The 21,082-nt window shown below is 61.4% G+C and carries 18 protein-coding genes; 14 read left to right on the forward strand and 4 right to left on the reverse strand.

The window, feature by feature from the left end:
• Positions 1-99 precede the first annotated feature (99 nt).
• Both HMPREF1261_RS04535 and HMPREF1261_RS04540 read right to left on the reverse strand, forming a co-directional pair.
• Positions 100-1,602 (reverse strand): FAD-binding oxidoreductase, encoded by a 1,503-nt coding sequence (locus HMPREF1261_RS04535; RefSeq protein WP_023030122.1) that lies wholly within the window; start codon positions 1,600-1,602, stop codon positions 100-102.
• An 11-nt stretch (positions 1,603-1,613) separates the two neighbouring features.
• A complete protein-coding gene (locus tag HMPREF1261_RS04540) occupies positions 1,614-2,921 on the reverse strand; it encodes a class I SAM-dependent methyltransferase (RefSeq protein ID WP_023030123.1) in 1,308 nt (435 codons plus the stop codon).
• Positions 2,922-3,298: 377 nt separating this feature from the next.
• On the opposite strand from HMPREF1261_RS04540, the gene secY reads away from it, so the two are divergent.
• From secY to eccB, 12 genes are all read left to right on the forward strand, one after another.
• Positions 3,299-4,624, forward strand: coding sequence for a preprotein translocase subunit SecY (gene secY, locus HMPREF1261_RS04545; RefSeq protein WP_023030124.1), 1,326 nt, complete (start codon positions 3,299-3,301; stop codon positions 4,622-4,624).
• Positions 4,624-5,169, forward strand: a complete 546-nt coding sequence (locus HMPREF1261_RS04550; RefSeq protein WP_005277013.1) for an adenylate kinase — start codon at positions 4,624-4,626, stop codon at positions 5,167-5,169. Before secY ends, HMPREF1261_RS04550 begins: the two co-directional genes overlap by 1 nt.
• Positions 5,169-5,963 carry a type I methionyl aminopeptidase gene (gene map / locus HMPREF1261_RS04555; RefSeq protein ID WP_023030125.1) on the forward strand — a complete coding sequence of 265 codons (795 nt, stop codon included), beginning with the start codon at positions 5,169-5,171 and terminating at the stop codon, positions 5,961-5,963. The genes HMPREF1261_RS04550 and map overlap by 1 nt, the downstream gene beginning before the upstream one ends.
• 79 nt (positions 5,964-6,042) lie before the next feature.
• Positions 6,043-6,834, forward strand: a complete 792-nt coding sequence (locus HMPREF1261_RS04560; RefSeq protein ID WP_005277016.1) for a L,D-transpeptidase — start codon at positions 6,043-6,045, stop codon at positions 6,832-6,834.
• 259 nt (positions 6,835-7,093) lie between these two features.
• Positions 7,094-7,312: a translation initiation factor IF-1 gene (infA, locus tag HMPREF1261_RS04565; RefSeq protein ID WP_003854422.1), complete on the forward strand. Its 219-nt coding sequence runs from the start codon at positions 7,094-7,096 to the stop codon at positions 7,310-7,312.
• Positions 7,313-7,494: 182 nt separating this feature from the next.
• The gene (rpsM, locus tag HMPREF1261_RS04570; protein WP_005281309.1) at positions 7,495-7,863 is read left to right on the forward strand and encodes a 30S ribosomal protein S13; all 369 of its coding nucleotides are present in this window, start codon (positions 7,495-7,497) and stop codon (positions 7,861-7,863) included.
• Between the two features lie 3 nt (positions 7,864-7,866).
• Positions 7,867-8,271: a 30S ribosomal protein S11 gene (rpsK, locus tag HMPREF1261_RS04575; protein WP_005277076.1), complete on the forward strand. Its 405-nt coding sequence runs from the start codon at positions 7,867-7,869 to the stop codon at positions 8,269-8,271.
• A gap of 21 nt (positions 8,272-8,292) precedes the next feature.
• Positions 8,293-8,898 (forward strand): 30S ribosomal protein S4, encoded by a 606-nt coding sequence (rpsD, locus tag HMPREF1261_RS04580; protein WP_023016758.1) that lies wholly within the window; start codon positions 8,293-8,295, stop codon positions 8,896-8,898.
• A 114-nt stretch (positions 8,899-9,012) separates the two neighbouring features.
• Entirely contained in the window at positions 9,013-10,023 is a 1,011-nt protein-coding gene (locus HMPREF1261_RS04585; protein ID WP_005277080.1) for a DNA-directed RNA polymerase subunit alpha, read from the forward strand.
• Between the two features lie 67 nt (positions 10,024-10,090).
• A complete protein-coding gene (gene rplQ, locus HMPREF1261_RS04590) occupies positions 10,091-10,603 on the forward strand; it encodes a 50S ribosomal protein L17 (RefSeq protein WP_005277082.1) in 513 nt (170 codons plus the stop codon).
• Positions 10,604-11,010: 407 nt separating this feature from the next.
• Positions 11,011-11,892: a tRNA pseudouridine(38-40) synthase TruA gene (truA, locus tag HMPREF1261_RS04595; protein ID WP_023030126.1), complete on the forward strand. Its 882-nt coding sequence runs from the start codon at positions 11,011-11,013 to the stop codon at positions 11,890-11,892.
• 94 nt (positions 11,893-11,986) lie between these two features.
• Positions 11,987-13,270 (forward strand): type VII secretion protein EccB, encoded by a 1,284-nt coding sequence (gene eccB / locus HMPREF1261_RS04600; protein WP_023030127.1) that lies wholly within the window; start codon positions 11,987-11,989, stop codon positions 13,268-13,270.
• On the opposite strand, the gene HMPREF1261_RS04605 is transcribed toward eccB, so the two are convergent.
• Complete coding sequence (locus HMPREF1261_RS04605; RefSeq protein ID WP_023030128.1) at positions 13,267-14,517, reverse strand: S8 family serine peptidase; 1,251 nt, start codon at positions 14,515-14,517, stop codon at positions 13,267-13,269. The genes eccB and HMPREF1261_RS04605 overlap by 4 nt on opposite strands.
• Positions 14,517-15,965, reverse strand: a complete 1,449-nt coding sequence (locus tag HMPREF1261_RS04610; protein WP_023030129.1) for a type VII secretion integral membrane protein EccD — start codon at positions 15,963-15,965, stop codon at positions 14,517-14,519. Before HMPREF1261_RS04610 ends, HMPREF1261_RS04605 begins: the two co-directional genes overlap by 1 nt.
• A 152-nt stretch (positions 15,966-16,117) precedes the next feature.
• Here HMPREF1261_RS04610 and HMPREF1261_RS04615 point away from each other — a divergent pair, with 152 nt between their 5' ends.
• Together HMPREF1261_RS04615 and HMPREF1261_RS04620 are read left to right on the forward strand one after the other, a co-directional pair.
• A complete protein-coding gene (locus tag HMPREF1261_RS04615) occupies positions 16,118-19,807 on the forward strand; it encodes a type VII secretion protein EccC (RefSeq protein WP_023030130.1) in 3,690 nt (1,229 codons plus the stop codon).
• On the forward strand, positions 19,808-20,986 hold the full coding sequence (locus HMPREF1261_RS04620; RefSeq protein WP_023030131.1) for a type VII secretion-associated protein: 1,179 nt from the start codon (positions 19,808-19,810) through the stop codon (positions 20,984-20,986).
• Positions 20,987-21,082 lie beyond the last annotated feature (96 nt).

The following is a 21,082-nucleotide window of genomic DNA, read 5'->3' on the forward strand; positions in this document are numbered from 1 at the left end:
ATTTAAGCCTCTGGCCCTGTCAGGGATTGGGCCCGTAGCTACAAAAAGGGTGGAACGCTTTTACGAGCGTTCCACCCTTATCTGGTTTTGGGAGCCGTCCTAGGCCTCGTCCACGGTCTTTTCAAAAAGTCCTGGGAAGCGGTCATCGGGGTCCGTTACGGCCTTGATGGCATCGGGAAGCTTCCCGCCATAGAGTTCCTCGAACCGCTCGCGGGAGTAGAAGGCCTCGGAGTACAGCGACTTGTGGCCGCCCAAGTCATTGACCTTTTCTTCAATGACGCGGTTGAAGGCCCCATTGCCAGGAGCGCTGGGATCGACGTGATCGCCGTCCACACCGGACCAGAAGCCGACGTTGACCCACGTCTTGCCGGGGCGCAGCGGGTACAGCGGCCAGGGGTCCTGGGACTCGGCGGCAATATCGCCGGTGCCCACGAGTTCGCCCACGCCATCGCGCAGCCGGATGGGGCACAGCCATACCGGCTGGATATCGGAGGCCTGGAAGAACCAGTGGAGGAACTCTGGGAGGTTTTCCGGGGTGACCTCAATATCCTGGACCACGCGCTCGGCGCGCGGCTTGCCGTGTGGCTTTTTGATGAAGTTGTACTCCAACTCGTACTTCCGGTCCAGGCGCACGAGCTTCCAGTAGAAGGAGCTGCGGCGCAGCTCGCGCGGCCAGACCTTGCGCACCTTGGGGTTCTGGGCGCCAAAGGCACGCGAGCACCAGAACCAGTCAGTATCCCAGCGCCAGATATAGTCGCGGATGGTAAGGCGGTCTCGCCGAATGCCCTGGGCGTGCTGCAGGCTGCGGTAGTAGATCTTATCCCGCGTGTAATCGGAGGTAGGGCCCTCCTCATAGGTAAAGCGGGCGAAGACGAGGTAAGCCTCGTCCTCAGAAAAGACCACACCGTCTAGGCCATCGACGGTTTCACCCTCGTGGGTGTGGTGAACGGAGACATCGGCAAGCACGCGGCTTGCCTCCTCCACCGTGTGGAAACGCTGCTCGCGCAGCTCCACGTAGGGCGGCACGGGCTCGAGCTCGATCTTCAGGCGCACCGCGTAGCCCAGAGAACCGTAGGAATTGGGGAAGAGGCGGAAGAGATCGACGTTCTGCTCGCGCGAGCAGGTAAGGATCTCGCCGGTGCCGGTGAGGATATCCATCTCGATGACGGACTCGTGCGGCAGGCCGTTGCGAAAGCTCGTGGATTCCACGCCCATGCCGGTGACCGCGCCGCCCAGGGTGATGGTTTTTAGCTGCGGAACGACGAACGGCATGAGGCCGTGCGGCAGGGTGGCATCAACCAAGTCCTCGTAGGTGCACATGCCCTGCACATCGGCGGTGCGGGCGAGGGGATCGACCTCGATAACCCCGCCCAAGCCGGAGACGTCGAGGCCTATCTGATTCTCGCTGCGGCCGCGGAAGAGGTTAGAGGTCTTTTTAGCCAGGCGCACGCGCTTGCCGACGGGGACCTCGCGGAAGCTGCGCAGTAAGGTGTCTACGCCGGCGCGGTGGGCCTGCCAGCCCACGGGCTCGATATGCACGGCATCGACCGGGCGCGGCTGCAGGGCAGAAACGCGCTCGCGTAAGTGATCCAAAAGGGTCATATGGGCTCCTTTTAAAAGCGGCTGTCTTCCCACCAACGGCGCTCAGGCACGCCGGCGCGGGAGCCAGCCTCGCCGAGCTTGATGCCCAAGAAGTGGTAGAGGTTAATGATATTGCGCTCGAAGCCCCACTCCGAGCCGGCCATGTAGATGCCGTAGAGGCGCGCGGTGGGCAGGCCGACCAAATCGCAGGCCTCTTCCCAGTTCTCCTTCAAGTTCTCGCACCACTCGTGCAGGGTGCGCATATAATCAAAGCGCAGGGATTCGGTGTGGAAGACCTCGAATCCATTGTCCTGCATAGCCTTAGTGACGTTGCCGGAACCGGAGAGCTCGCCATCGGGGAAAATGTAGCGGTCAATGAACCCGCCCTTGGGCGTCTTGTGGTTATCCGGGTAGGTGATGTTGTGGTTCAACATCAATCCGCCGACCTTGAGCTTGCTGTACATGAACTTGAAGAAGTCATCGTAGTTCTGCACGCCGATGTGCTCGATGATGCCGATGGCGGAGATGGCGTCAAAGCCTTCTTCCATGACATCGCGGTAGTCCATGAAGCGGACCTCAGCCAGATCCTGCAGGCCTTCTTCCTCGATCTTCTTTTGGCCCCACTCGGCTTGCTCCTGTGACAAGGTCACGCCGATGGATTTCACGCCGCGGCGTGCGGCATAGCGCACCATGCCGCCCCAGCCACAGCCCACGTCCAAGTGGGTGTCGCCTTCCTTTAGGCGCAGCTTGTCAAAGATGAGGCGGTACTTGTTTTCCTGCGCTTCCTCCAAGGTGGCATCTGGGGTGGGGAAGTAGGCGCAGGTATAGGTCATGGAATCGCCCAAGAAGAGCTCGTAGAAGTCATTGCCCACGTCGTAGTGATCAGAAATGACGTCGGCGTCGCGCTCCTTGGAGTGCTTGGACAGGCCATCGTGCAGCTTGCGGCGCAGCCAAGAGGCGCGCTCTACCTCGGGCACCGGCTGGATGTGGAAGGCACCCATGGAAGCGAGCGAGCGAACAACCCGGGCCAAGTCTTTAGCGCTGGGCTTTTCAAACTTGTCATACATGGAGTGCAGGGCATTGAAGATGCCGTACGGGTGGGCGGGGTGCTCGCCTTCTACAGAGATGCCATCTGTGACATAGGCGCGGGCGAATCCGACATCGCCTGGGTGGGTAGCGATATAAGCAAGTCCGCCGAGGCTATTGATGGTGACCTTGTAATCGGCATCGGCAGGGCCGGTGGCCGAGCCATCAAAGGCCTCCCAGCGGAAGGGGTTGGGACTAGGGATAAAGACGTCGATGATCTCAGCAACGGTCATCGGCGTGAATTTTTTGCTCATTCAGACTTCTTTCGCAACGTTGGGTTCACACCAATAACGACCTTGGCGTTTAGGGACCGCCAGGCCGGAAAACTACGGGTAAAAAATTGCGCAGGGCAATAATTAACATGGTAAACCCCCAGCGGAATAAGCGCGAAAGAATAGGCAATCATTGTCACATAATGCGGGTTAGATGTGGCGCGCAGATATAAGACTGGTAGGGTTATGGGGTCAAAAGTGTTCCACCGTTCCTTTGGGACTCCTTGTCTTTACTTCTTAACGCCAAGTGAGGAAGATGTGGAGCCCTGCGGGAGCCATAGAGTGTCCACCTCCGTGTGTTGCTGCGTGAGGAATCCATAGATTCGCGCGTGACAGCGGTAGGCCAGGAGGATTTTGTAGTGTCCGCCATTTTGCAGGCTTTTAAGGATGCCGACCTACGCAAGAAGATCATCTTCACCATCGTGATGATCATTGCGTACCGCATCGGTGCACAGATCCCGTCGCCGGGTGTAGATTACGCGTCAATTGCAGGGCGCCTGCGTCAGCTGACAGAGGAATCCGGAGACCTCTACTCCGTGATTAACCTGTTTTCTGGCGGCGCCCTATTGCAGCTGTCGATCTTCGCCATCGGCATCATGCCCTACATTACGGCGTCCATTATCGTGCAGCTGCTGACCGTGGTCATCCCGCGCTTTGAGCAGCTGAAGAAGGAAGGTCAGTCTGGGCAGGCGAAAATGACCCAGTACACCCGCTACCTCACGCTCGCCTTGGCGCTGCTGCAATCCTCCGGCATCGTCGCGCTGGCGGACCGCGAGCAGTTGCTGGGCCAAGGCGTGCCGGTCTTGGCGGAAGACCGCAACTTCTTCACCCTGATCCTGCTTGTGGTGACGATGACCTCCGGCGCCGTCCTCGTGATGTGGATGGGCGAGCTGATTACGGAAAAGGGCATTGGCAACGGAATGTCCCTGCTCATTTTCGCCGGTATTGCGACGCGCCTGCCTACCGATGGCATGAATATCCTGCAAAACAACGGCGGTATGGTCTTCGCCATGGTGCTGGCTGGCCTTATTGTTCTGGTCGTCGGTATTACCTTCATCGAGCAGGGCCAGCGCCGCATTCCGGTGCAATACGCCAAGCGTATGGTGGGCCGGCGCCAGTACGGTGGCTCTTCCACTTACCTGCCGCTGAAGGTCAACCAGGCCGGCGTTATCCCGGTCATCTTCGCTTCCTCGCTTATCTACATGCCGGTGCTGATCACGCAGATCGTCAACTCCAGCTCCGTACACACCCCGGATAACTGGTGGCAGCGCAACGTTATTGCGCACCTACAGGCGCCGTCGTCCTGGCAGTACATCGTCTTGTACTTCCTGCTGACCATCTTCTTCGCGTACTTCTACGTCTCGGTGCAGTACGACCCCGCTGAGCAAGCCGATAACATGAAGAAGTACGGTGGCTTCATCCCAGGCATCCGCCCGGGCCGCCCCACCGCGGAGTACCTCGGCTTTGTCATGAACCGCCTGCTGAGCGTCGGTGCCCTGTATTTGGCGTTGATCGCCATCCTGCCGAATATCCTGCTGGATCTTGGCGTTGGCCACTCTTCGGCCGCCGGCACCTCCGCCTTTGGCGGTACGGCCATCTTGATTATGGTCTCCGTCGCCTTGACCACGGTCAAGCAAATTGAATCTCAACTTCTCCAATCCAACTACGAAGGACTATTGAAATAATGCGTCTTGTACTTCTCGGCCCTCCCGGTGCTGGCAAAGGCACCCAAGCAGCAATCCTGAGCGAAAAGCTCGGCGTTCCACACATCTCCACCGGTGACCTCTTCCGCGCCAATATTGGCGAGGGCACCCCGCTGGGCGTTGAGGCGAAGTCCTATATTGACGCCGGAAAGCTCGTGCCTACCGATGTCACCGCGCGCATGGTAGAAGAGCGCCTCAGCCAAGACGACGCCAAGAACGGCTTCCTCTTGGACGGCTTCCCGCGCACCACCGAGCAGGCAGACATCTTGGAAGAGCTGTTGTCCAAGAAGGGCGAAAAGCTCGACGGCGTATTGAACTTCGAGGTTTCTGAGGACGTTGTTGTCAAGCGCATGATGGCCCGCGGCCGCGCCGACGATAACGAGGAAACCATCCGCACCCGCCTGGGTGTCTACCGCGATGAGACCTTCCCTCTCATCGAGCACTACGGCGATGCCATCATCCCCATCAAGGCAGAAGGCTCCGTCGAAGAGATCAACGCCCGCGCCATGGAAGCGCTGGGCAAGTAATGGCTTTTCGGCGCCGCACCAAGCGCATTCCCGCCCGCACCCCGGGCGAGCTGGATGCTATGCAGGCCGCCGGCGAGATCGTCGGCAAGGCGCTGCAAGCAGTCCGCGCCGCGGCGGCGCCGGGGGTGAGCACGCTGGAGCTCGATGCGGTGGCGGAACAGACCATCCGCGCCGCCGGTGCCACCCCTACCTTCAAGGGCTACGAGGGATTTCCGGGCTCCATTTGTTCCTCCGTTAACGATGTCATCGTGCACGGGATTCCGGATGCGAAGACCGTGCTTGCCGATGGCGACCTCCTCTCCATCGACTGCGGCGCCACCCTCGATGGCTGGGTAGGAGATAGCGCGTGGTCCTTTCCCATCGGTGAACTGGACCCGGACGTTGCGGCATTGAACGCGGCGACCGAGTGGGTGCTCATGGAAGGACTGCAGGCGATGGTCCCGGGCAACCGCCTGACCGACGTGTCCCACGCCTTGGAGCAGGCAACTTACCGCGCCGAAGACAAGTTTGGCGTATCCCTTTATATCGTGGATGGTTACGGCGGTCATGGAATTGGCCGGACCATGCACGAAGAGCCCTATTTGGAAAATGAGGGAAAGCCTGGCCGCGGGCCCGTCATTCAGGAGGGCTCCGTCCTGGCCATCGAGCCAATGCTTACTTTGGGCACCGTCGATAGTGCGGTGCTAGAAGATGACTGGACGGTGGTCACGCTCGACGGTTCCGTTGCCGCACATTGGGAGCACACGGTAGCCGCGACGGCGGACGGCCCGCGTATCCTCACCAGGCGCTACTAATAAATTCCCAGTACATATTCCCTGAAAAATCGCCGCTTAAACTAGGCGTAAATCCCCTGAAAGGTTTATACTCACCACTATGTCTAAATTCAGCCTCCGCAAGTTAAGTGCCACCGTTGCTGCACCAGCAGTGGCTGGCGTCATGGCATTGAGCACGATTGCCGGCGCCCCTGCAGCCTCTGCTCAGCAACTCCCTTCCCTCGATCAGCTCACTGCCCAGGCCCAGCAGCAGCTTGATAACTTCCACGGCCAGACCCGCGACCAGGCATGGCAGACCCGCAATGACATCCTGGACCAGGCTGAGAAGTACACCCCGGAACTGGTGCCTAACGTGCAGTCCGCAGTCGATAGTGCCCTGGAATTCCTCTTTCCGGGCCTAGTGGCTCAGAAGAACGAGGAAGCACGCCAGGCTCGCGAGGCTGCTGAGCGCGCACACGCACAGCAGATTGCGGAAGAAAAGGCGAAGGCTGAAGAGGCGGCGCGCCGTGCGGAGGAGCAGCGCCGCGCTAACCAATTCGACCGCGGCTCCTGCCCGGCAGATGCCAAGATTTGTGTCGACCTTGACGGCCGCCGCACCTGGCTGCAGGAAGGTGGCGACGTATCCTACATTTCCCCATCCATGTCCGCCGGCATGGTGGGCGAGGAAACCCCGCGCGGTACCTTCCACGTCAACCGCAAGGTGAAGGACGAAATCTCCCGCGAGTTCAATAACGCGCCGATGCCGTTCTCCATCTACTTCACCAATAACGGCCACGCTTTCCACTTGGACAACACCAACGTTGATTCCAACGGTTGCGTCCACCTGCCTTACGATGCAGCGGTTCGCTACTGGAACGATGTCCAGATTGGTGACAAGGTCTACATCTACTAATTCGGTGTAGCTCACCGCGTTAACGCGCCTCGCCCTCGCGCTTGGTTCCGGAATCTGGAACTGAACGCGAGGGTATTTTTAGTTTTCCGCTGCCGGTTGGGGATTTATGAAAGTGCGTGCGGTTTGGAAATCGTGTCGCTGCAGCGTATGCTGGTTTGACGGTGTATAGCGCCAGTAGGTCTGGTTGGCTTGCACCACCGCAGTAGACAACAAACATGCAGGTGACAGGTACTTGTCTGTCGCCAGAAAAGTAGAGGTTATGGCTAAGGAAGGCGCAATTGAGGTAGAGGGTCGCATCGTCGAGCCTTTGCCAAACGCAATGTTCCGTGTCGAGCTCGACAATGGGCACAAGGTTCTTGCACACATTTCCGGTAAGATGCGTCAGCACTACATCCGCATCCTCCCGGAGGATCGCGTCGTCGTAGAGCTGTCTCCTTATGACCTGACCCGCGGACGCATCGTCTACCGCTACAAGTAAACACAGTCAGCCTCCTCACCCAAGGGCGAAGCATGGCTTTGTCCTGTACACCTCAGGCTACGGTGGCCTGAGCCCGCACTGGTAAGCAACCCAAGGATTCCCGGCACGGTCCGGGCGAAGCGTTGCATGGAGCGGGACGGATGGGGAGAAAACCGCCGTAACAACCCGAAAGGACACGCCTTATGGCACGTCTAGCTGGTGTTGACCTCCCACGCAATAAGCGTATGGAGGTCGCTCTCACCTACATCTACGGCATCGGTCCAACCCGTGCCAAGGAATTGCTAGAAAAGACTGGCATTTCTCCTGACCTGCGCACCGACAACCTGGAAGATGAACAGGTTTCGGCACTGCGTGACGCAATTGAAGGCTCCTGGAAGGTAGAGGGTGACCTCCGCCGCCAGGTTCAGGCTGATATTCGTCGCAAGATTGAAATCGGAAGCTACAAGGGTCTGCGCCACCGTCGCGGTCTGCCGGTACGCGGTCAGCGTACGAAGACCAACGCGCGTACTCGTAAGGGCCCGAAGAAGACGATCGCAGGAAAGAAGAAGTAGTTCATGCCTCCAAAGACTCGTTCCGGCGCACGCCGTTCCGGCCGTCGCGTCGTCAAGAAGAATGTGGCTCTGGGCCACGCATACATCAAGTCCACCTTCAACAACACCATCGTCTCGATCACCGATCAGACCGGTGCTGTTATCTCCTGGGCATCCTCCGGCCACGTTGGCTTCAAGGGTTCCCGTAAGTCCACTCCGTTCGCCGCGCAGATGGCCGCTGAAAGCGCCGCACGCAAGGCAATGGACCACGGCATGAAGAAGGTTGACGTATTCGTCAAGGGTCCGGGCTCCGGCCGCGAGACCGCCATCCGTTCCCTGCAGGCTGCAGGCCTCGAGGTTTCCTCGATCACGGATGCAACTCCACAGCCGCACAACGGCTGCCGTCCGACCAAGCGTCGCAAGGTTTAAGGGAAGGAAAGAGGTAAGAAAATGGCTCGTTACACTGGCCCCGCTACCCGCGTATCCCGCCGTCTTCGCGTCGACTTGGTCGGCGGAGACATGGCATTCGAGCGCCGCCCGTACCCTCCGGGACAGGCTGGCCGCAACCGCATCAAGGAATCTGAGTATCTGCTGCAGCTCCAGGAGAAGCAGAAGGCAAAGTACACCTACGGTGTGCTGGAGCGTCAGTTCCGCCGCTACTACACCGAGGCTAACCGCCTCCCAGGCAAGACCGGTGACAACCTGGTCATCCTGCTGGAGACCCGCCTGGACAACGTGGTTTACCGCGCAGGTCTGGCACGCACCCGCCGCCAGGCTCGCCAGCTCGTTTCCCACGGTCACTTCACCGTGAACGGCAAGAACATCAACATCCCGTCCTACCGGGTTACGCAGTACGACATCATCGATGTCCGCCCGCGTTCCCAGAAGATGGAATGGTTCGAAGACGCTCAGGACGCTCTTATCGATGCCAACGTACCGGCATGGTTGCAGGTCGTTCCTGATACGCTGCGCATCCTCGTGCACCAGTTGCCCGAGCGCGCTCAGATCGACATTCCGCTGCAAGAGCAGCTCATCGTCGAGCTTTACTCGAAGTAAACTGTTATACCGCACGGCCCTTCAAGCCCACGCGGTCCATCAGGAATCTTCAACCTCAAGATTTTTACCCCCTCTACCGGCGTCAAATAGCGGTCGCCGAAAAGGAGAATTGCAATGCTCATTTCCCAGCGTCCTCAGCTCACCGAGGAATTCATCGACTCGTCTCGTTCCAAGTTCGTCATCGAACCGCTCGAGCCGGGCTTTGGCTACACCCTCGGTAACTCGCTGCGTCGCACCCTGCTGTCGTCCATCCCGGGCGCAGCGGTAACCTCCATCAAGATTGATGGTGTGCTCCACGAGTTCACCACCATCAACGGTGTGAAGGAAGACGTTTCTGAGATCATCTTGAACATCAAGAGCATGGTCCTGTCCTCCGACTCCGATGAGCCGGTGGTTATGTACCTGAGCAAGGAAGGCCCTGGTGATGTCACCGCGGGCGATATCCAGCCGCCGGCTGGCGTGGAGATCCACAACCCGGATCTGCACATCGCTTCGCTGAATGACACCGCTAAGCTGGACATTGAGCTCGTCGTCGAGCGCGGCCGTGGCTACGTCCCGGCTGCCGCAACCTCTGGGGAAATCGGCCGTATTCCAATCGACCAGATCTACTCCCCAGTGCTGAAGGTCTCCTACAAGGTCGAAGCTACCCGTGTTGAGCAGCGCACCGACTTTGACAAGCTGACTATCGACGTCGAAACCAAGAACTCGATTTCCGCACGCGACGCCCTGGCTTCTGCCGGCGGCACCTTGGTCGAACTGTTCGGCCTGGCACGCGAGCTGAACAACGCAGCCGAAGGCATCGAGATTGGTCCCTCCCCGCAGGAGACCGAGTACATCGCCGCCTACGGCATGCCTATCGAGGACTTGAACTTCTCCGTTCGCTCCTATAACTGCCTGAAGCGTCAGGAAATCCACACCGTCGGCGAGCTTGCAGAATGCACCGAGTCCGACCTGCTGGATATCCGTAACTTCGGTCAGAAGTCGATTAATGAGGTAAAGATCAAGCTGGCTAACTTGGGCCTTGCTCTGAAGGATACCCCTGAGGACTTCGACCCAACCCAGCTCGAGGGCTACGACGCAGAAACCGGTGACTTCAAGGACCCGGCTGCGGACGATTCCGAGTAAAGAATCACCCTGAACTGCGGCACTCGTTGCCGCGCGCTCAACTTTTACCGCACACGAGGAGTAAACAATGCCTACCCCGAAGAAGGGTGCCCGTCTCGGTGGCTCCGCCAAGCAGCAAGCTCACATGCTGAGCAACTTGGCAGCTAGCCTGATCGAGCACGGCGCTATCAAGACCACCGATGCCAAGGCGAAGGTTCTTCGCCCGTACGTCGAAAAGATCATCACCAAGGCTAAGTCCGGCACGATTGCTGACCGCCGCGCAGTGCTGAAGCTCATCCCGCGCAAGGATGTTGTTTCCCACCTGTTCGACGAGGTTGCACCGAAGTTTGAGAACCGTGAGGGTGGCTACACCCGCACCATCAAGCTGGACAACCGCACCGGTGACAACGCCCCGATGTCCCAGATCTCCCTCGTTCTTGAGGAGACCGTGACCTCCGAGGCTAACCGCGCTACCCGCGCTGCCGCTTCCAAGGCTGCTGAGGCTGAAGAGGCTCAGGCAGACGAGGCTGCGGAGACCGAGGCTCCGGCCGAGGACACCGCAGCTGAGAACACCTCTGCAGAGGAGTCCGAGGAGAAGTAATCTCTCCTGGCTGCTGAATTCACTCCGGCCCTAACGCCGCGCGTGGATTGCACCGACTACTCGCAGCAGTAGCGCACAATCGCCGCCTTCCCATTCTCTTTACGAAGAGACCCGGGAAGGCGGCTTTTGTCGTTTTGAACTTGGATCCTTATGTTCCTGGTCCCACGCCGTCGTGTGGCGCCATTGCGCGACTCCATCGTGCGGCTGCGCCATGCAGCAGGCCACCCAACGTCCAATGCACTACGACACTTATGTCTAACCTCCAACGCTCAACCTCCTATGTGCATCCTCCACTGCGATAACTGAGCAAACAGGGCCCTCAGATATTGCATTGTCTGCTCAAAACGAACAGGGGAGGTTGCACATTTCGGGAACTCGCCGATGCCTCCGGTAGCATTAGGTCCACCATGACTGAAGCAGCAGCGATCACAGATGAGGGACCAGCAGAAGGATTCGTTCGGATCCGGTTAGATCTGGCCTATGACGGCACCGATTTTCACGGATGGGCCAGGCAAAAGGGCGGACTGCGCACCGTCCAAGGCGTGCTCGAGGAACAGCTGGCCATGATCGCTCGTACGGAGGTTCCGCTGACGGTGGCTGGCCGTACGGATGCGGGCGTCCATGCACGCGGGCAGGTGGCGCACGTGGACGTGCCGCAGGAGATGCTGGAGCAACGGTCGGTGGCAGGCGATCCGGGGAAGTTAGTACGCAGGCTTGCCAAGCTGTTGCCGGAAGACGTCCGGGTGCACGGCTGCGATTTCGCGCCAGAAGGTTTTGATGCCCGATTCTCCGCGCTGCGCAGGCACTACGTGTACCGGATAACCACCAGCCCGCGGGGTGCGCTGCCGACGCGGGCGCGCGATACGGCCGAATGGTTCAAACCGGTAGACATCGGGACCATGCAAGACGCGGCCAATGCGCTGGTGGATCTGCACGATTTTGCGGCCTTTTGTAAGGCCAAGCCGAATGCCACCACCATTCGCGAATTACAGGAATTTAGCTGGCAGGATGTCTCGACGCCGGAGGAACCGCAGCTCTTTGAGGCCCTGGTGACCGCGGACGCCTTCTGCTGGTCGATGGTGCGCTCTTTGGTTGGCTGTTGCTTAAGCGTTGGGGAAGGCCGCAGGGACGTCGACTTTGCCGCGGCGTTGCTGCAGGAAACCAAGCGCTCCTCTCGCATCCCAGTGGCACCGGCGAAGGGCCTGTCTTTAGTGCAGGTGGATTACCCGGAGGCGGGCGAAATGTCCGCGCGGGCGGATATAACGAGGGAAAAGCGCACGACCTTGTGAAAACACGCTGCCAAGTGGCAGGGGTGAGGAGCCTGCGCTAGCCTGAGGTCTGGGTTTATTTAGACTTTTCGGGGAATTTTCGGGGGGGAAATTCATGGCACGTCCATTGCCAACGACCAAGGCCCAAGTCTCGGGCCATAAATTTTTACGCCGGCGTGTGGAACACGGGCTCGTATTGGGCGATACCCGTATGATCCACGATCCGCTGGCTCGCCGCCGCAAGGCGATGATGTTCGGCGGAGTAGGAGTGGCCTTTTTAGCGGTCGGCTCGGGCCTTTTGGCTTGGCTGCAGCCGAGCCCGCAGCCAGGGGATGCGCCCATCGTGCGCTCGGAGCAAGGCCAGCTCTTCGTGGACGTCAACGATACGTACCACCCCGTCTATAACCTGTCGTCCGCGCGGATCATCGCCGGCGAGGCGGCCGAGGCACAGACCATTGGGGACGAGCATTTACGCGAGGCCTTGTTGGGCACTCCCGTGGGGATTTCGGATGCGCCTGGCTATTTGGCCGCACCGGGCGAGACACCGCAGCGCTCGTGGGCGGCGTGCCTTGCCGGCCACGATGAGCAGCCTGCCGATAACCCCACCAGCATCGATGGCCAACAGGTGGCCCAAGAAGAGGTCATCGTGGTGGCGGATCCGCCGCAGGAGGGCTTTGGGGAGGAGCGCGCCGCGCTCGCAGAAACGGATGGCACGCAGTGGCTGCTCACCGCGGACGGGCGCGTGCGCTTGCCCGATGCGCAGAGTACGGAGGGCCGGGTTATCCGGCGCGGGATTGGCATCGACGGGAGCACCCATGCCTGGCCCGTCCCCGCGGAGTTGCTCAATGCCTTTGCGGAGCAGCCGCCGTTGACGTTTCCCGATCCGCTGCCGGACATCATGGACACCGGGCAGGGTCAGTGGGCCCGGACGGACGACGGCGTCGCCGAGCTCTCCGCCACCCAAGCAGACATGTTGGTTAGCTACGGCGCGACGCGCAAAGAAGCCTCACCACAAGAGGTAGGCGCGCTTGCCGATGCCCCCTTAAACTTCCGCCTGCCCGCCACCACCTTCGACTTCGTTGGCCCAGATGAGGGCTGGATGTGCGCTGATAGCGATGGTGGGGCAGCGCTGGTGACTGAGAACCCCGGGACGGTAGCGCTCGCCGGAGAGGGTATAGCGGATCGTTTTGGCGGGCTATCAGCAGGAGGAGTTGGTGTGGATACCGGGCATGGCTACCACGTTGTCTCGCCTACGGGGCAGCGCCATGCGGTGGACAATAAGGAACTCTTAGAGGCCCTCGGCACCGGTATTGGGGCGGAGGTTCCGTGGGAAATCATCCGGCTTTTGCCAGAGGCTTCGCGCTTGGACCGGGACGAAGCCCTGCAGGTCAGCCCCTAGGCCGACTTGGGCCGGCGTAGCCCGCGGGCAACCGCCAGGCCGGTCAGCAGCAGGACTAGCCCGCCGAGCACCCATCCGGTGCGGCTCGCAGCCGGGGAGCGTTCGTCTTTGGAGGGCTGGATAGTCAGATCGCGCGCGGGTGCGGCGTACTCGCCATCGATATGGGTAAGGGCGGCGAGCGGATCGATGAAACCGTTGCCGGGCTCGCCGGCGGAAAGCAGCCGTTGACGTATATCGGCGGCGCTGGCGTCTGGGTAGCGCTCGGCTAATAAGGCGGCGGTGCCGCTAACCACCGGAGCCGCGAACGAGGTGCCATGGAACTGTGCCAGGGAATCCTGTTGGTTCTTCCCGTCCGCCCAGCCACCGGCGGGATTAAGCGCTAAAGGGACGAAGCCGTGGGCGGATAATTGTGGGCCATCGGCAGGCGTGAGGGAGTACTCGGCGAGTGCGTGGGCATCCTCTTGGGCGCTAACGGATAAAACGGTTGGTGAATCAGCGGGAAAGACGTGATCGCCTTCTTCACAGGTGCCGGAGGAAATATTGCCGGAGGCTGCGATGACTACCGCGCCGGCATCTTCTGCGTGGCCGAGCGCCTCATCCAAGCGGGAGCTATCGATGCGCCGCGCGGTCTTCTCTGGAACGCAGGACACGACGGAAATATTGATCACTCGGGCGTTGTCCTGCACGGCATGATCGATGGCGCGGGCCAATGTGTCGAGCGAGCCGGTGGTGCTGTCCTCGTCGGATTCGCCGGCCGTGCCATCGTATTGGCGATAATGCGCGCTGGTTTGGCGGATGGCGCGGATCTCAGCGCGTGGGGCGATGCCAATATCGTGCCCGGCAATGATGCCGGCTACAACGGTGCCGTGCAGGTCGCAATCTCGGTGCGGATCCGGTTCTTCCGGAGTGACCAGGTCCGCGCCTGCGGTGAGATTCGGCAGCTGATCGTGGTGGGCAACGCCGGTATCGATGACGGCTACCTTTATGCCCTCGCCCGTGGCAAAGGAATGCAGCTGGGAGCGGTAGGCGCGCTGGTCCCCGGAAGGTTCTGGTGCCAGGGGAGAAGGATGCGCGGTGGCGCATTCCCGGTCCGGTTCCCGTGCGCCCGCGATGGGCGCGGTGGGAGCTCCTGTGATGAAGCCGCCGGTTCCGGCGAGGACACATGCGGTAAGGGCGCAAGCAGCAAGCCTTGAACTGCCGCTGAAATCAGGTTGTGCGGAAAAACGACGCGAGCGGGTTTGGCCCATTATCCCAGCCCCCTGATGAGCTCGAAGATCCCAGCGAGGTGCGCGGCAAGCGGCAGGCAGGCGGCGATGGTGAGGGACTCAATGCGTTCGAACCAGGCGATGGTCGTTGGTTCCACCTCGCTTATTTTGGCCGTCCACAGTGGTGCGCTCAGCATCGCGGTAAGCAGGAGGGCCGCAACCACCGTTGGCGCCCAAGCGCCAGCAAGCCCATCTGCGGCAATCGCATGCACGGCGCACAGACAGGCGGTGAGGCAGGCAACCATGGCGACGAGCATGAGAGCCCAGCTGGCAAGCACGCGCCCGTGACGCGCGGCGTGCATGACCACCGTTCCAGCAACAGAGACGCAGAGCGCTTGGACGAAGCCGAGCCCAGTTAAACCGGTGCCGAAAAGCACGGCGATGCGAGACCCGATGGTAGCGGCGGATCCCGCCTCGTCCACGGTCCCGTCCGTGGCCACGAGGGTGCCGGTGCCAGTGAAACTGAGTGCGATAAGGGCCGGGATGAGGCAGAGCGCGATTGCGCAGCAGATGCCCTCGTAGGCGTACCCGGCGCGGGTGGCGCGATCGTCCACGTCGGGCTGGAGTTCATCCGAGACGGCGAGGTCTTGGCCAGCGGTGGGCAATTGCGGCACCTTGAGCCCCGCGGTGGCGATGGTCAGCGCGGGGGCGGTGGCAAGCATAATGACTCCGGCGATAACGGTGCCCGCGGCCGCCGCGGTGCCGTGGCTCGTGCCGATGCCCGCATTGCCACTCAGTCCAGGAAGCAGGTAGCTCACGGACGCAATGAGCACTAGCCCGGCGATGGTGAGCGCGCCGGAGGTAATGCGTACCGTGCTTAACCGGGTGAGGTGGCAGGCCAATAACGCCGCGAGCAGGGTGGCGCTGGTGGTGAGGGCGGCATAGGGGACATCGGCAAGCGCGGGCGAAATAAGTGCCCAGCCGCTCGCCGCCCCTGCCGCTAGGGTGAGCATGACAAGCGATAGCGCCCGCGTCCACAGGGCGAGCACGAAGGCCGCGATGGCGAGCCCAGTGCAGGCCACCGCCGGAAGTGAGAGTACCCAAGTGACGGCGAAGGCCGCGGCAAGCCCCGCCCACGCCCAGACGATGGGAATGGCGGAGGTGGTGTCGTCGTGGCTCTGGGCGGCGAGGGATTCGGCGGCGTCGCGGATTACGGGCGCGGGCCGCTCCTCGCGCGGGGCGAGCACCAGGATGGAACCTTCCGCAAGCGGCGTGGCGGCAAGCGGTGCGGTGAGGTCGATGGTGCGCCCAGAGGCCGTGCTGGCGCGCCACGGCGAGGCGATCGCGGGTGCATCGACAAGGTCAGTAAGTTCTGCCATGAGCTCGCCAAGGCTGGAGCTTAACGGCAATGCCACGTCTGCTTCCTTGTGGAAGGAATCGGCGTGGATGCGGATGGTAAGGCGCAGGTGATGCGCCGTTGGAGCGGTCATAATTCCCCCGAATTGTCTAAAGATTGTGGGCGTCCCCCTTGCCCAATGCCACATATTGTGGCTTACTGGTGGCGTCGTGTCCACCGCAGCGCGGGGAATCTTGGCAGGGGGCCAAGGGCGCTAAGCGTGTGGATCGGGGGAGGATTTTGCCCATGCTTGGGATCGGGGAAACCCACATCGTGGAGCCATTGTCCATGCCGCTCAGGGACGCGCCACCGCCGCTTCCCACCGGCACCATCGAGGCAGAGGAAGTTCCGGAAGCGGTGCGCCCGCAGCCGGTGCCGCTGGTGCGTCTGCTGCTGCCCATCGTGATGATCGCCGCGATGTTGGGCATGGTGGCGCTGATGGTGTTGGGCGCGGGCGATTCGCGGCATATCAGCCCGGTATCCCTGATGTTTCCGCTGATGATGCTGGCCAGTATGGCCATGATGTTTGGGCCGCACAATAGCGGGCAGGACCCGGATGAAACCCGGCGGACCTACTTGCGCCACATTAAGGCGCTGCGGGAAAAGGCGCTGGATAATGCCGGTGCGCAGCGTGCGCACGAGCTGTACCGGCATCCGGATCCGGCGGGGCTGGAACCGCTGGTGGGATCGCGGCGCATGTGGGAGCGTGGGCCTGATGATCCGGATGCCTTGGAGGTGCGCGTGGGCACTGGGCCCACCACGTTGTGCACGCCCATCAACGTGCCTGATTCTGGTGCGACCGAGGACCTGGACCCGGTCTGTGCGGTGAGCATGCGCCAGGCCATCAAGGCGGTGGGCACCGTGCCGGATCTCCCGGTGGTGATCCAATTGCAGGCCTTTAGGTTTTTATCCTTTACCGGCGATAATGCCCGCGATACGGTGCGCGCCCTCGTCATGCAGCTAGCCCTGGCGCACGGTCCCGAGACCATCGGGGTTGAGGCCATCGGCGGCGAGTGGGAGTGGCTAAAATGGCTGCCGCATACCCGGGAGCCCGATAAGGCGCGGTTTCGCATTGTGCTTGTCGATGCCCTCCTGGCCACCGGCACCGAAGACTCCTTCCACGGCGATTCTTATACCACCGTCATTGAGGTAGGCGGCGCGCCGTCGTCTGCGTTGAGCCTGCGCGCGGAACAAGAAGGCCTGTGCCTCGTCGCGGCGGATACCCTGCAGGCGGTCACGGCCGCGGGCGTGGAAGAACTAGGCACACCCGATAGTTTGGGCACTGCCGCGGCCACGATTATGGCCCGCCGGATGGCGGTCTTTCGCCGCCCCGATAGCACCTCGGGGCGCCGGGGCAATGATTTGCTGGGGCTGCTCGGCTACAGCGGCGTGGATGAGTTGGCCGCTAGCGGCATGTGGCACGGGCGCGATGGCGCCTCGCGGCTCATGGTGCCCATCGGCATCGATTCCATCGGACAGCCGGTAACCGTGGATCTCAAAGAATCCGCACATGGCGGAATGGGGCCGCACGGCCTATGCATCGGGGCGACGGGCAGCGGTAAATCTGAGCTCCTGCGCACCCTGGTGACCGCACTTGCCGCCACGCATAGCCCGGATGAACTCAATCTCGTGTTGGTAGATTTCAAGGGTGGTGCGACCTTCTTAGGCTGCGATCGCCTGCCGCATACCTCCGCGGTCATTACCAACCTTGAAGAGGAATCCACCCTGGTAGAGCGCATGTACGATGCCATTTCCGGGGAGATGAACCGCCGTCAAGAACTCCTGCGTACCGCCGGCAACTTTGCCAATGTGGGCGAGTACAACGCTTCTGCGAATGCCGTGCGGGACTATGGGCCCTTGCCGGCGCTGGTCATCGTCGTCGACGAATTTTCCGAGCTCTTGGGCCAGCACCCGGACTTCGCCGAGCTCTTCGTTGCCGTGGGGCGCTTGGGGCGCAGCCTCCACGTGCACCTTCTTTTGGCCTCCCAAAGGCTCGAGGAAGGGCGCTTGCGGGGGCTGGACTCCCACTTGTCCTACAGAATCGGCCTGAAAACCTTTTCCTCCGCCGAATCCCGCCAGGTCCTTGGCGTGACCGATGCCTACCACCTTCCCGGCCAACCCGGCGCCGGTTACCTGAAATCCGATGCCGAGGATCTCACCCGCTTTCAGGCTTCCTACGTATCAGGGCCGCTCGCGCGCCGGGCTGCACCTGGCGCGGGGATGCACGCGGCCACGGACCTGGAAGGTAATCCTTCCGGCCCGCCGCGCCGGGTGGAGCTTTTTACGGGATGGGCGCAGGACGATGCCGCTGCACAGAATTCTCCTGCTGTGGTGATGGATGAATCCACATCGGTTCTTACTGAGGTGGTTCGCGCCGCCGGCGAGGAGGCCGCCGCGCGCGGCCAGGAGGCCCACCGCATCTGGCTACCTCCGCTGCCACCGGTCATTGAACTATCGTCCCTCGATATGGAGGGCGCGGAGTCCACCGCAGCGGAACTATCCGCGCCGATCGGGATTATCGATAGGCCGTACTACCAGCGCCAAGACCAACTAGTCATCGACTTTCACCAGCACGGCGGCCACCTTGCACTGTGCGGGGGACCGCAAACCGGCAAGTCCGGTGCGCTGCGCACGATAGTCTCCTCCTTGGCGCTTAACCGGCGGCCGGAAGATATCCGCTTTTATGTCATCGACTTGGGCGGCGGGCAGTTAGCGGCCCTAGACCGGTTACCGCACGTTGCCGGGGTAGCCGGGCGCGAAGAAGGCGAAAAGATCCGCCGCATCGTCGATGAGGTCGCCGGGTTTATTCGCCGGCCGGAATCGCGCGAGACCTTCTTGATTATCGATGGCTGGCACCACATCGGTCCATCCAATGCGGAGTTTGAGGATTTAGCCGAATCCATCACGGATATCGTCGCTGATGGCGCCTCCGCCAATGTCCACGTTGTCATCGCGACCTCCCGGTGGACCACGATGCGCCCGGCGATTAGGGATCTCATTGCGAACCGCCTCGAGCTGCGCTTGGGCGAGGCGCTCGATTCGCTTATTGACCGCAAGCTGCAGCAAAAACTGCCCAGCGCGCCGGGCAGGGGGCTGACACAGGCGGGCGAAAATATGCTGCTCGCCCACACCTCGAATCAAGATATTGCCCATATCTGCCGCGTGCATGCAAACGCCGTTCCCGCCCCGCGGTTGAAGATGCTGCCCGCGGTTCTAACACCAGAGGCGCTCGCCGCCCATGGCGAAGCATCTACTGGCGGCATCCCGTGGGGCATCGGTGGGCGCGACCTTTCCACCCTGGCGTGGAATCCGGAGCGCGAACCGCACTTGGTTGCCATCGGCGCCCAGGGCTGCGGCAAGTCCAACTTCTTGGCACAGATAATGCGCGGGATTAGTAGCCTTCCGCGGGAGGAGGCGCGGCTGGTGGTCATCGATCAGCGCCGCGCCCACCTGGGCACGCTAGATCAGGAGATGGTGGCGGCCTATGCCGCAACGCAATCAAGTGCGCAGGAGGCAATCGTCAATACCGTGCGCACGCTGGAACAACGCTTGCCTGGGCCGGATATCACCCCAGAGCAACTCGCCGCCCGCGATTGGTGGAAGGGCCCGGATATTTACGTGGTGATCGATGATGCGGACTTGGTGAGCGATATAGCCTTGGCACCCTTAATCGATCTTCTGCCGCACGCGCGGGACATCGGCTTGCACATGGTCATCGCCCGAAAATCCGGCGGCATTGGCCGGGCGCTGTTCGGCCAATTCTTTTCCGCGGTGCGCGATCTGCAACCCGCATTCCTGCTTTTCGATGCCGACCGCGACGAAGGCACCATCTTCGGCCTCAAGCCCAGCCACCAGCCGCCCGGGCGCGGGCAGTGGAGCATCCGCGGCGAAAACCTGGGAATCGCCCAAGTGGTTTACGGGGAAGGAGAAGAATAAATGTCTACAGAAACGCCTATCTCCGCAGCAACGGCAACGATTACGGTGACCGTTATGGATGCGGCCACCATCTTTGAAGGCCCAGAAACCGTGTACCGCTACGATCTTGCTGGGACCGGCATCGTAGAAGGCAAGGCCTTAGGCCACGTCATGGACCAGATCGCGAAGATCGCTGGATCCGCTTGGCCGGACGTGGACGTATCCGTCATCGCGGACCCCTCTGGCACCGCAGTCTCCCGCGAGGCCGTCACCATCCTTACCCGCCAACTCGATGTAGCCGGCGCCCGCGTGCGACAGCAGGAAGCAACACCCGCACCGGAATCAACTCCAGCACGAGAGGCTGAATCGGCTGCGGGCGAGGCAGGGGCACCGTCGGCAGTAGCGGCGGCATCGGCACTTGCGGATGCCCCAGAATCCGCGCCCACCGCCCAGATGGATATTTCCACGGACCGCACGGAAACAACGGCTGACCCGGGAACTGGTGCGCGAGCAGAAAAAGGGCAGGGGACAGGCACGCGGCGGGCCGATAAGCTGCGCGGCTGGATAGGTGCCATCGATATGTTCCACGTCGCCATCGTCGTGGTGATCTTTGCCGTCATCGGTGCCTCGTGGTGGGCCATGGGAGCGAATGCATCCAATGATGAGGAAGACGGCGAGGCCAGCACCACCGCTGGAAGTGCCACCGCTGCGAGCGCCGCCGATTCCGTGCCGACGGACGAATCTGGTGGTGGCAGCGATGACAACGCGGACGCGGCTGGCGACGCGGGCGGTGACGGCGAGCTCAACCCAGGCGAAAAGCGCCTTGATATCGAAGGGCTCTCCGTCGTCCTTCCCACCGGATTTCAGGCCACTGTGGAGGAAGGCCTAGTGACCGCCACAGGAGAAGACCCTGATTTAAGGATTCTCTTAGCGGCGGACTCGCTTTTTAACGTGCCGGCCAAGGCGCTCTTTGGTGAAATCAAAGCGCAGGTAGACAAGGATCCGGAACTGCGCGATGTATCCGAGGACGCAGGGCGTTTGCACTATATAGAAGACCCCGGCGATGGCTCCGTTGTGGAATGGACCATCTGGGAAGATACCGGGCACCACATGTCGGTGGGGTGCCATACCCGTCATAATGCCAATGCCGTGCAAAAAGCCGCGTGCCGGATGGCCACCGAATCCCTGAGTAAGAAATAAACAGAAAAGTTTTTAACGTCCCGGGAACCAAATGGGTCTGAGCACAGTCCAATAACGGTGAGAAAGCACAGAAGCTTTTTCGGGGGAAATCACACT

The organism is Corynebacterium sp. KPL1818 (assembly GCF_000478135.1).
GTDB lineage: Bacteria > Actinomycetota > Actinomycetes > Mycobacteriales > Mycobacteriaceae > Corynebacterium > Corynebacterium accolens.

Bases quoted from the DNA above. Each gene is read 5' to 3' on its own strand.
- HMPREF1261_RS04535 (WP_023030122.1), bottom strand. From the start codon at position 1,602: ATGACCCTTTTGGATCACTTACGCGAGCGCGTTTCTGCCCTGCAGCCG.
- HMPREF1261_RS04540 (WP_023030123.1), bottom strand. From the start codon at position 2,921: ATGAGCAAAAAATTCACGCCGATGACCGTTGCTGAGATCATCGACGTC.
- HMPREF1261_RS04550 (WP_005277013.1), top strand. From the start codon at position 4,624: ATGCGTCTTGTACTTCTCGGCCCTCCCGGTGCTGGCAAAGGCACCCAA.
- map (WP_023030125.1), top strand. From the start codon at position 5,169: ATGGCTTTTCGGCGCCGCACCAAGCGCATTCCCGCCCGCACCCCGGGC.
- HMPREF1261_RS04560 (WP_005277016.1), top strand. From the start codon at position 6,043: ATGTCTAAATTCAGCCTCCGCAAGTTAAGTGCCACCGTTGCTGCACCA.
- infA (WP_003854422.1), top strand. From the start codon at position 7,094: ATGGCTAAGGAAGGCGCAATTGAGGTAGAGGGTCGCATCGTCGAGCCT.
- rpsM (WP_005281309.1), top strand. From the start codon at position 7,495: ATGGCACGTCTAGCTGGTGTTGACCTCCCACGCAATAAGCGTATGGAG.
- rpsK (WP_005277076.1), top strand. From the start codon at position 7,867: ATGCCTCCAAAGACTCGTTCCGGCGCACGCCGTTCCGGCCGTCGCGTC.
- rpsD (WP_023016758.1), top strand. From the start codon at position 8,293: ATGGCTCGTTACACTGGCCCCGCTACCCGCGTATCCCGCCGTCTTCGC.
- HMPREF1261_RS04585 (WP_005277080.1), top strand. From the start codon at position 9,013: ATGCTCATTTCCCAGCGTCCTCAGCTCACCGAGGAATTCATCGACTCG.
- rplQ (WP_005277082.1), top strand. From the start codon at position 10,091: ATGCCTACCCCGAAGAAGGGTGCCCGTCTCGGTGGCTCCGCCAAGCAG.
- truA (WP_023030126.1), top strand. From the start codon at position 11,011: ATGACTGAAGCAGCAGCGATCACAGATGAGGGACCAGCAGAAGGATTC.
- eccB (WP_023030127.1), top strand. From the start codon at position 11,987: ATGGCACGTCCATTGCCAACGACCAAGGCCCAAGTCTCGGGCCATAAA.
- HMPREF1261_RS04605 (WP_023030128.1), bottom strand. From the start codon at position 14,517: ATGGGCCAAACCCGCTCGCGTCGTTTTTCCGCACAACCTGATTTCAGC.
- HMPREF1261_RS04610 (WP_023030129.1), bottom strand. From the start codon at position 15,965: ATGACCGCTCCAACGGCGCATCACCTGCGCCTTACCATCCGCATCCAC.
- HMPREF1261_RS04615 (WP_023030130.1), top strand. From the start codon at position 16,118: ATGCTTGGGATCGGGGAAACCCACATCGTGGAGCCATTGTCCATGCCG.
- HMPREF1261_RS04620 (WP_023030131.1), top strand. From the start codon at position 19,808: ATGTCTACAGAAACGCCTATCTCCGCAGCAACGGCAACGATTACGGTG.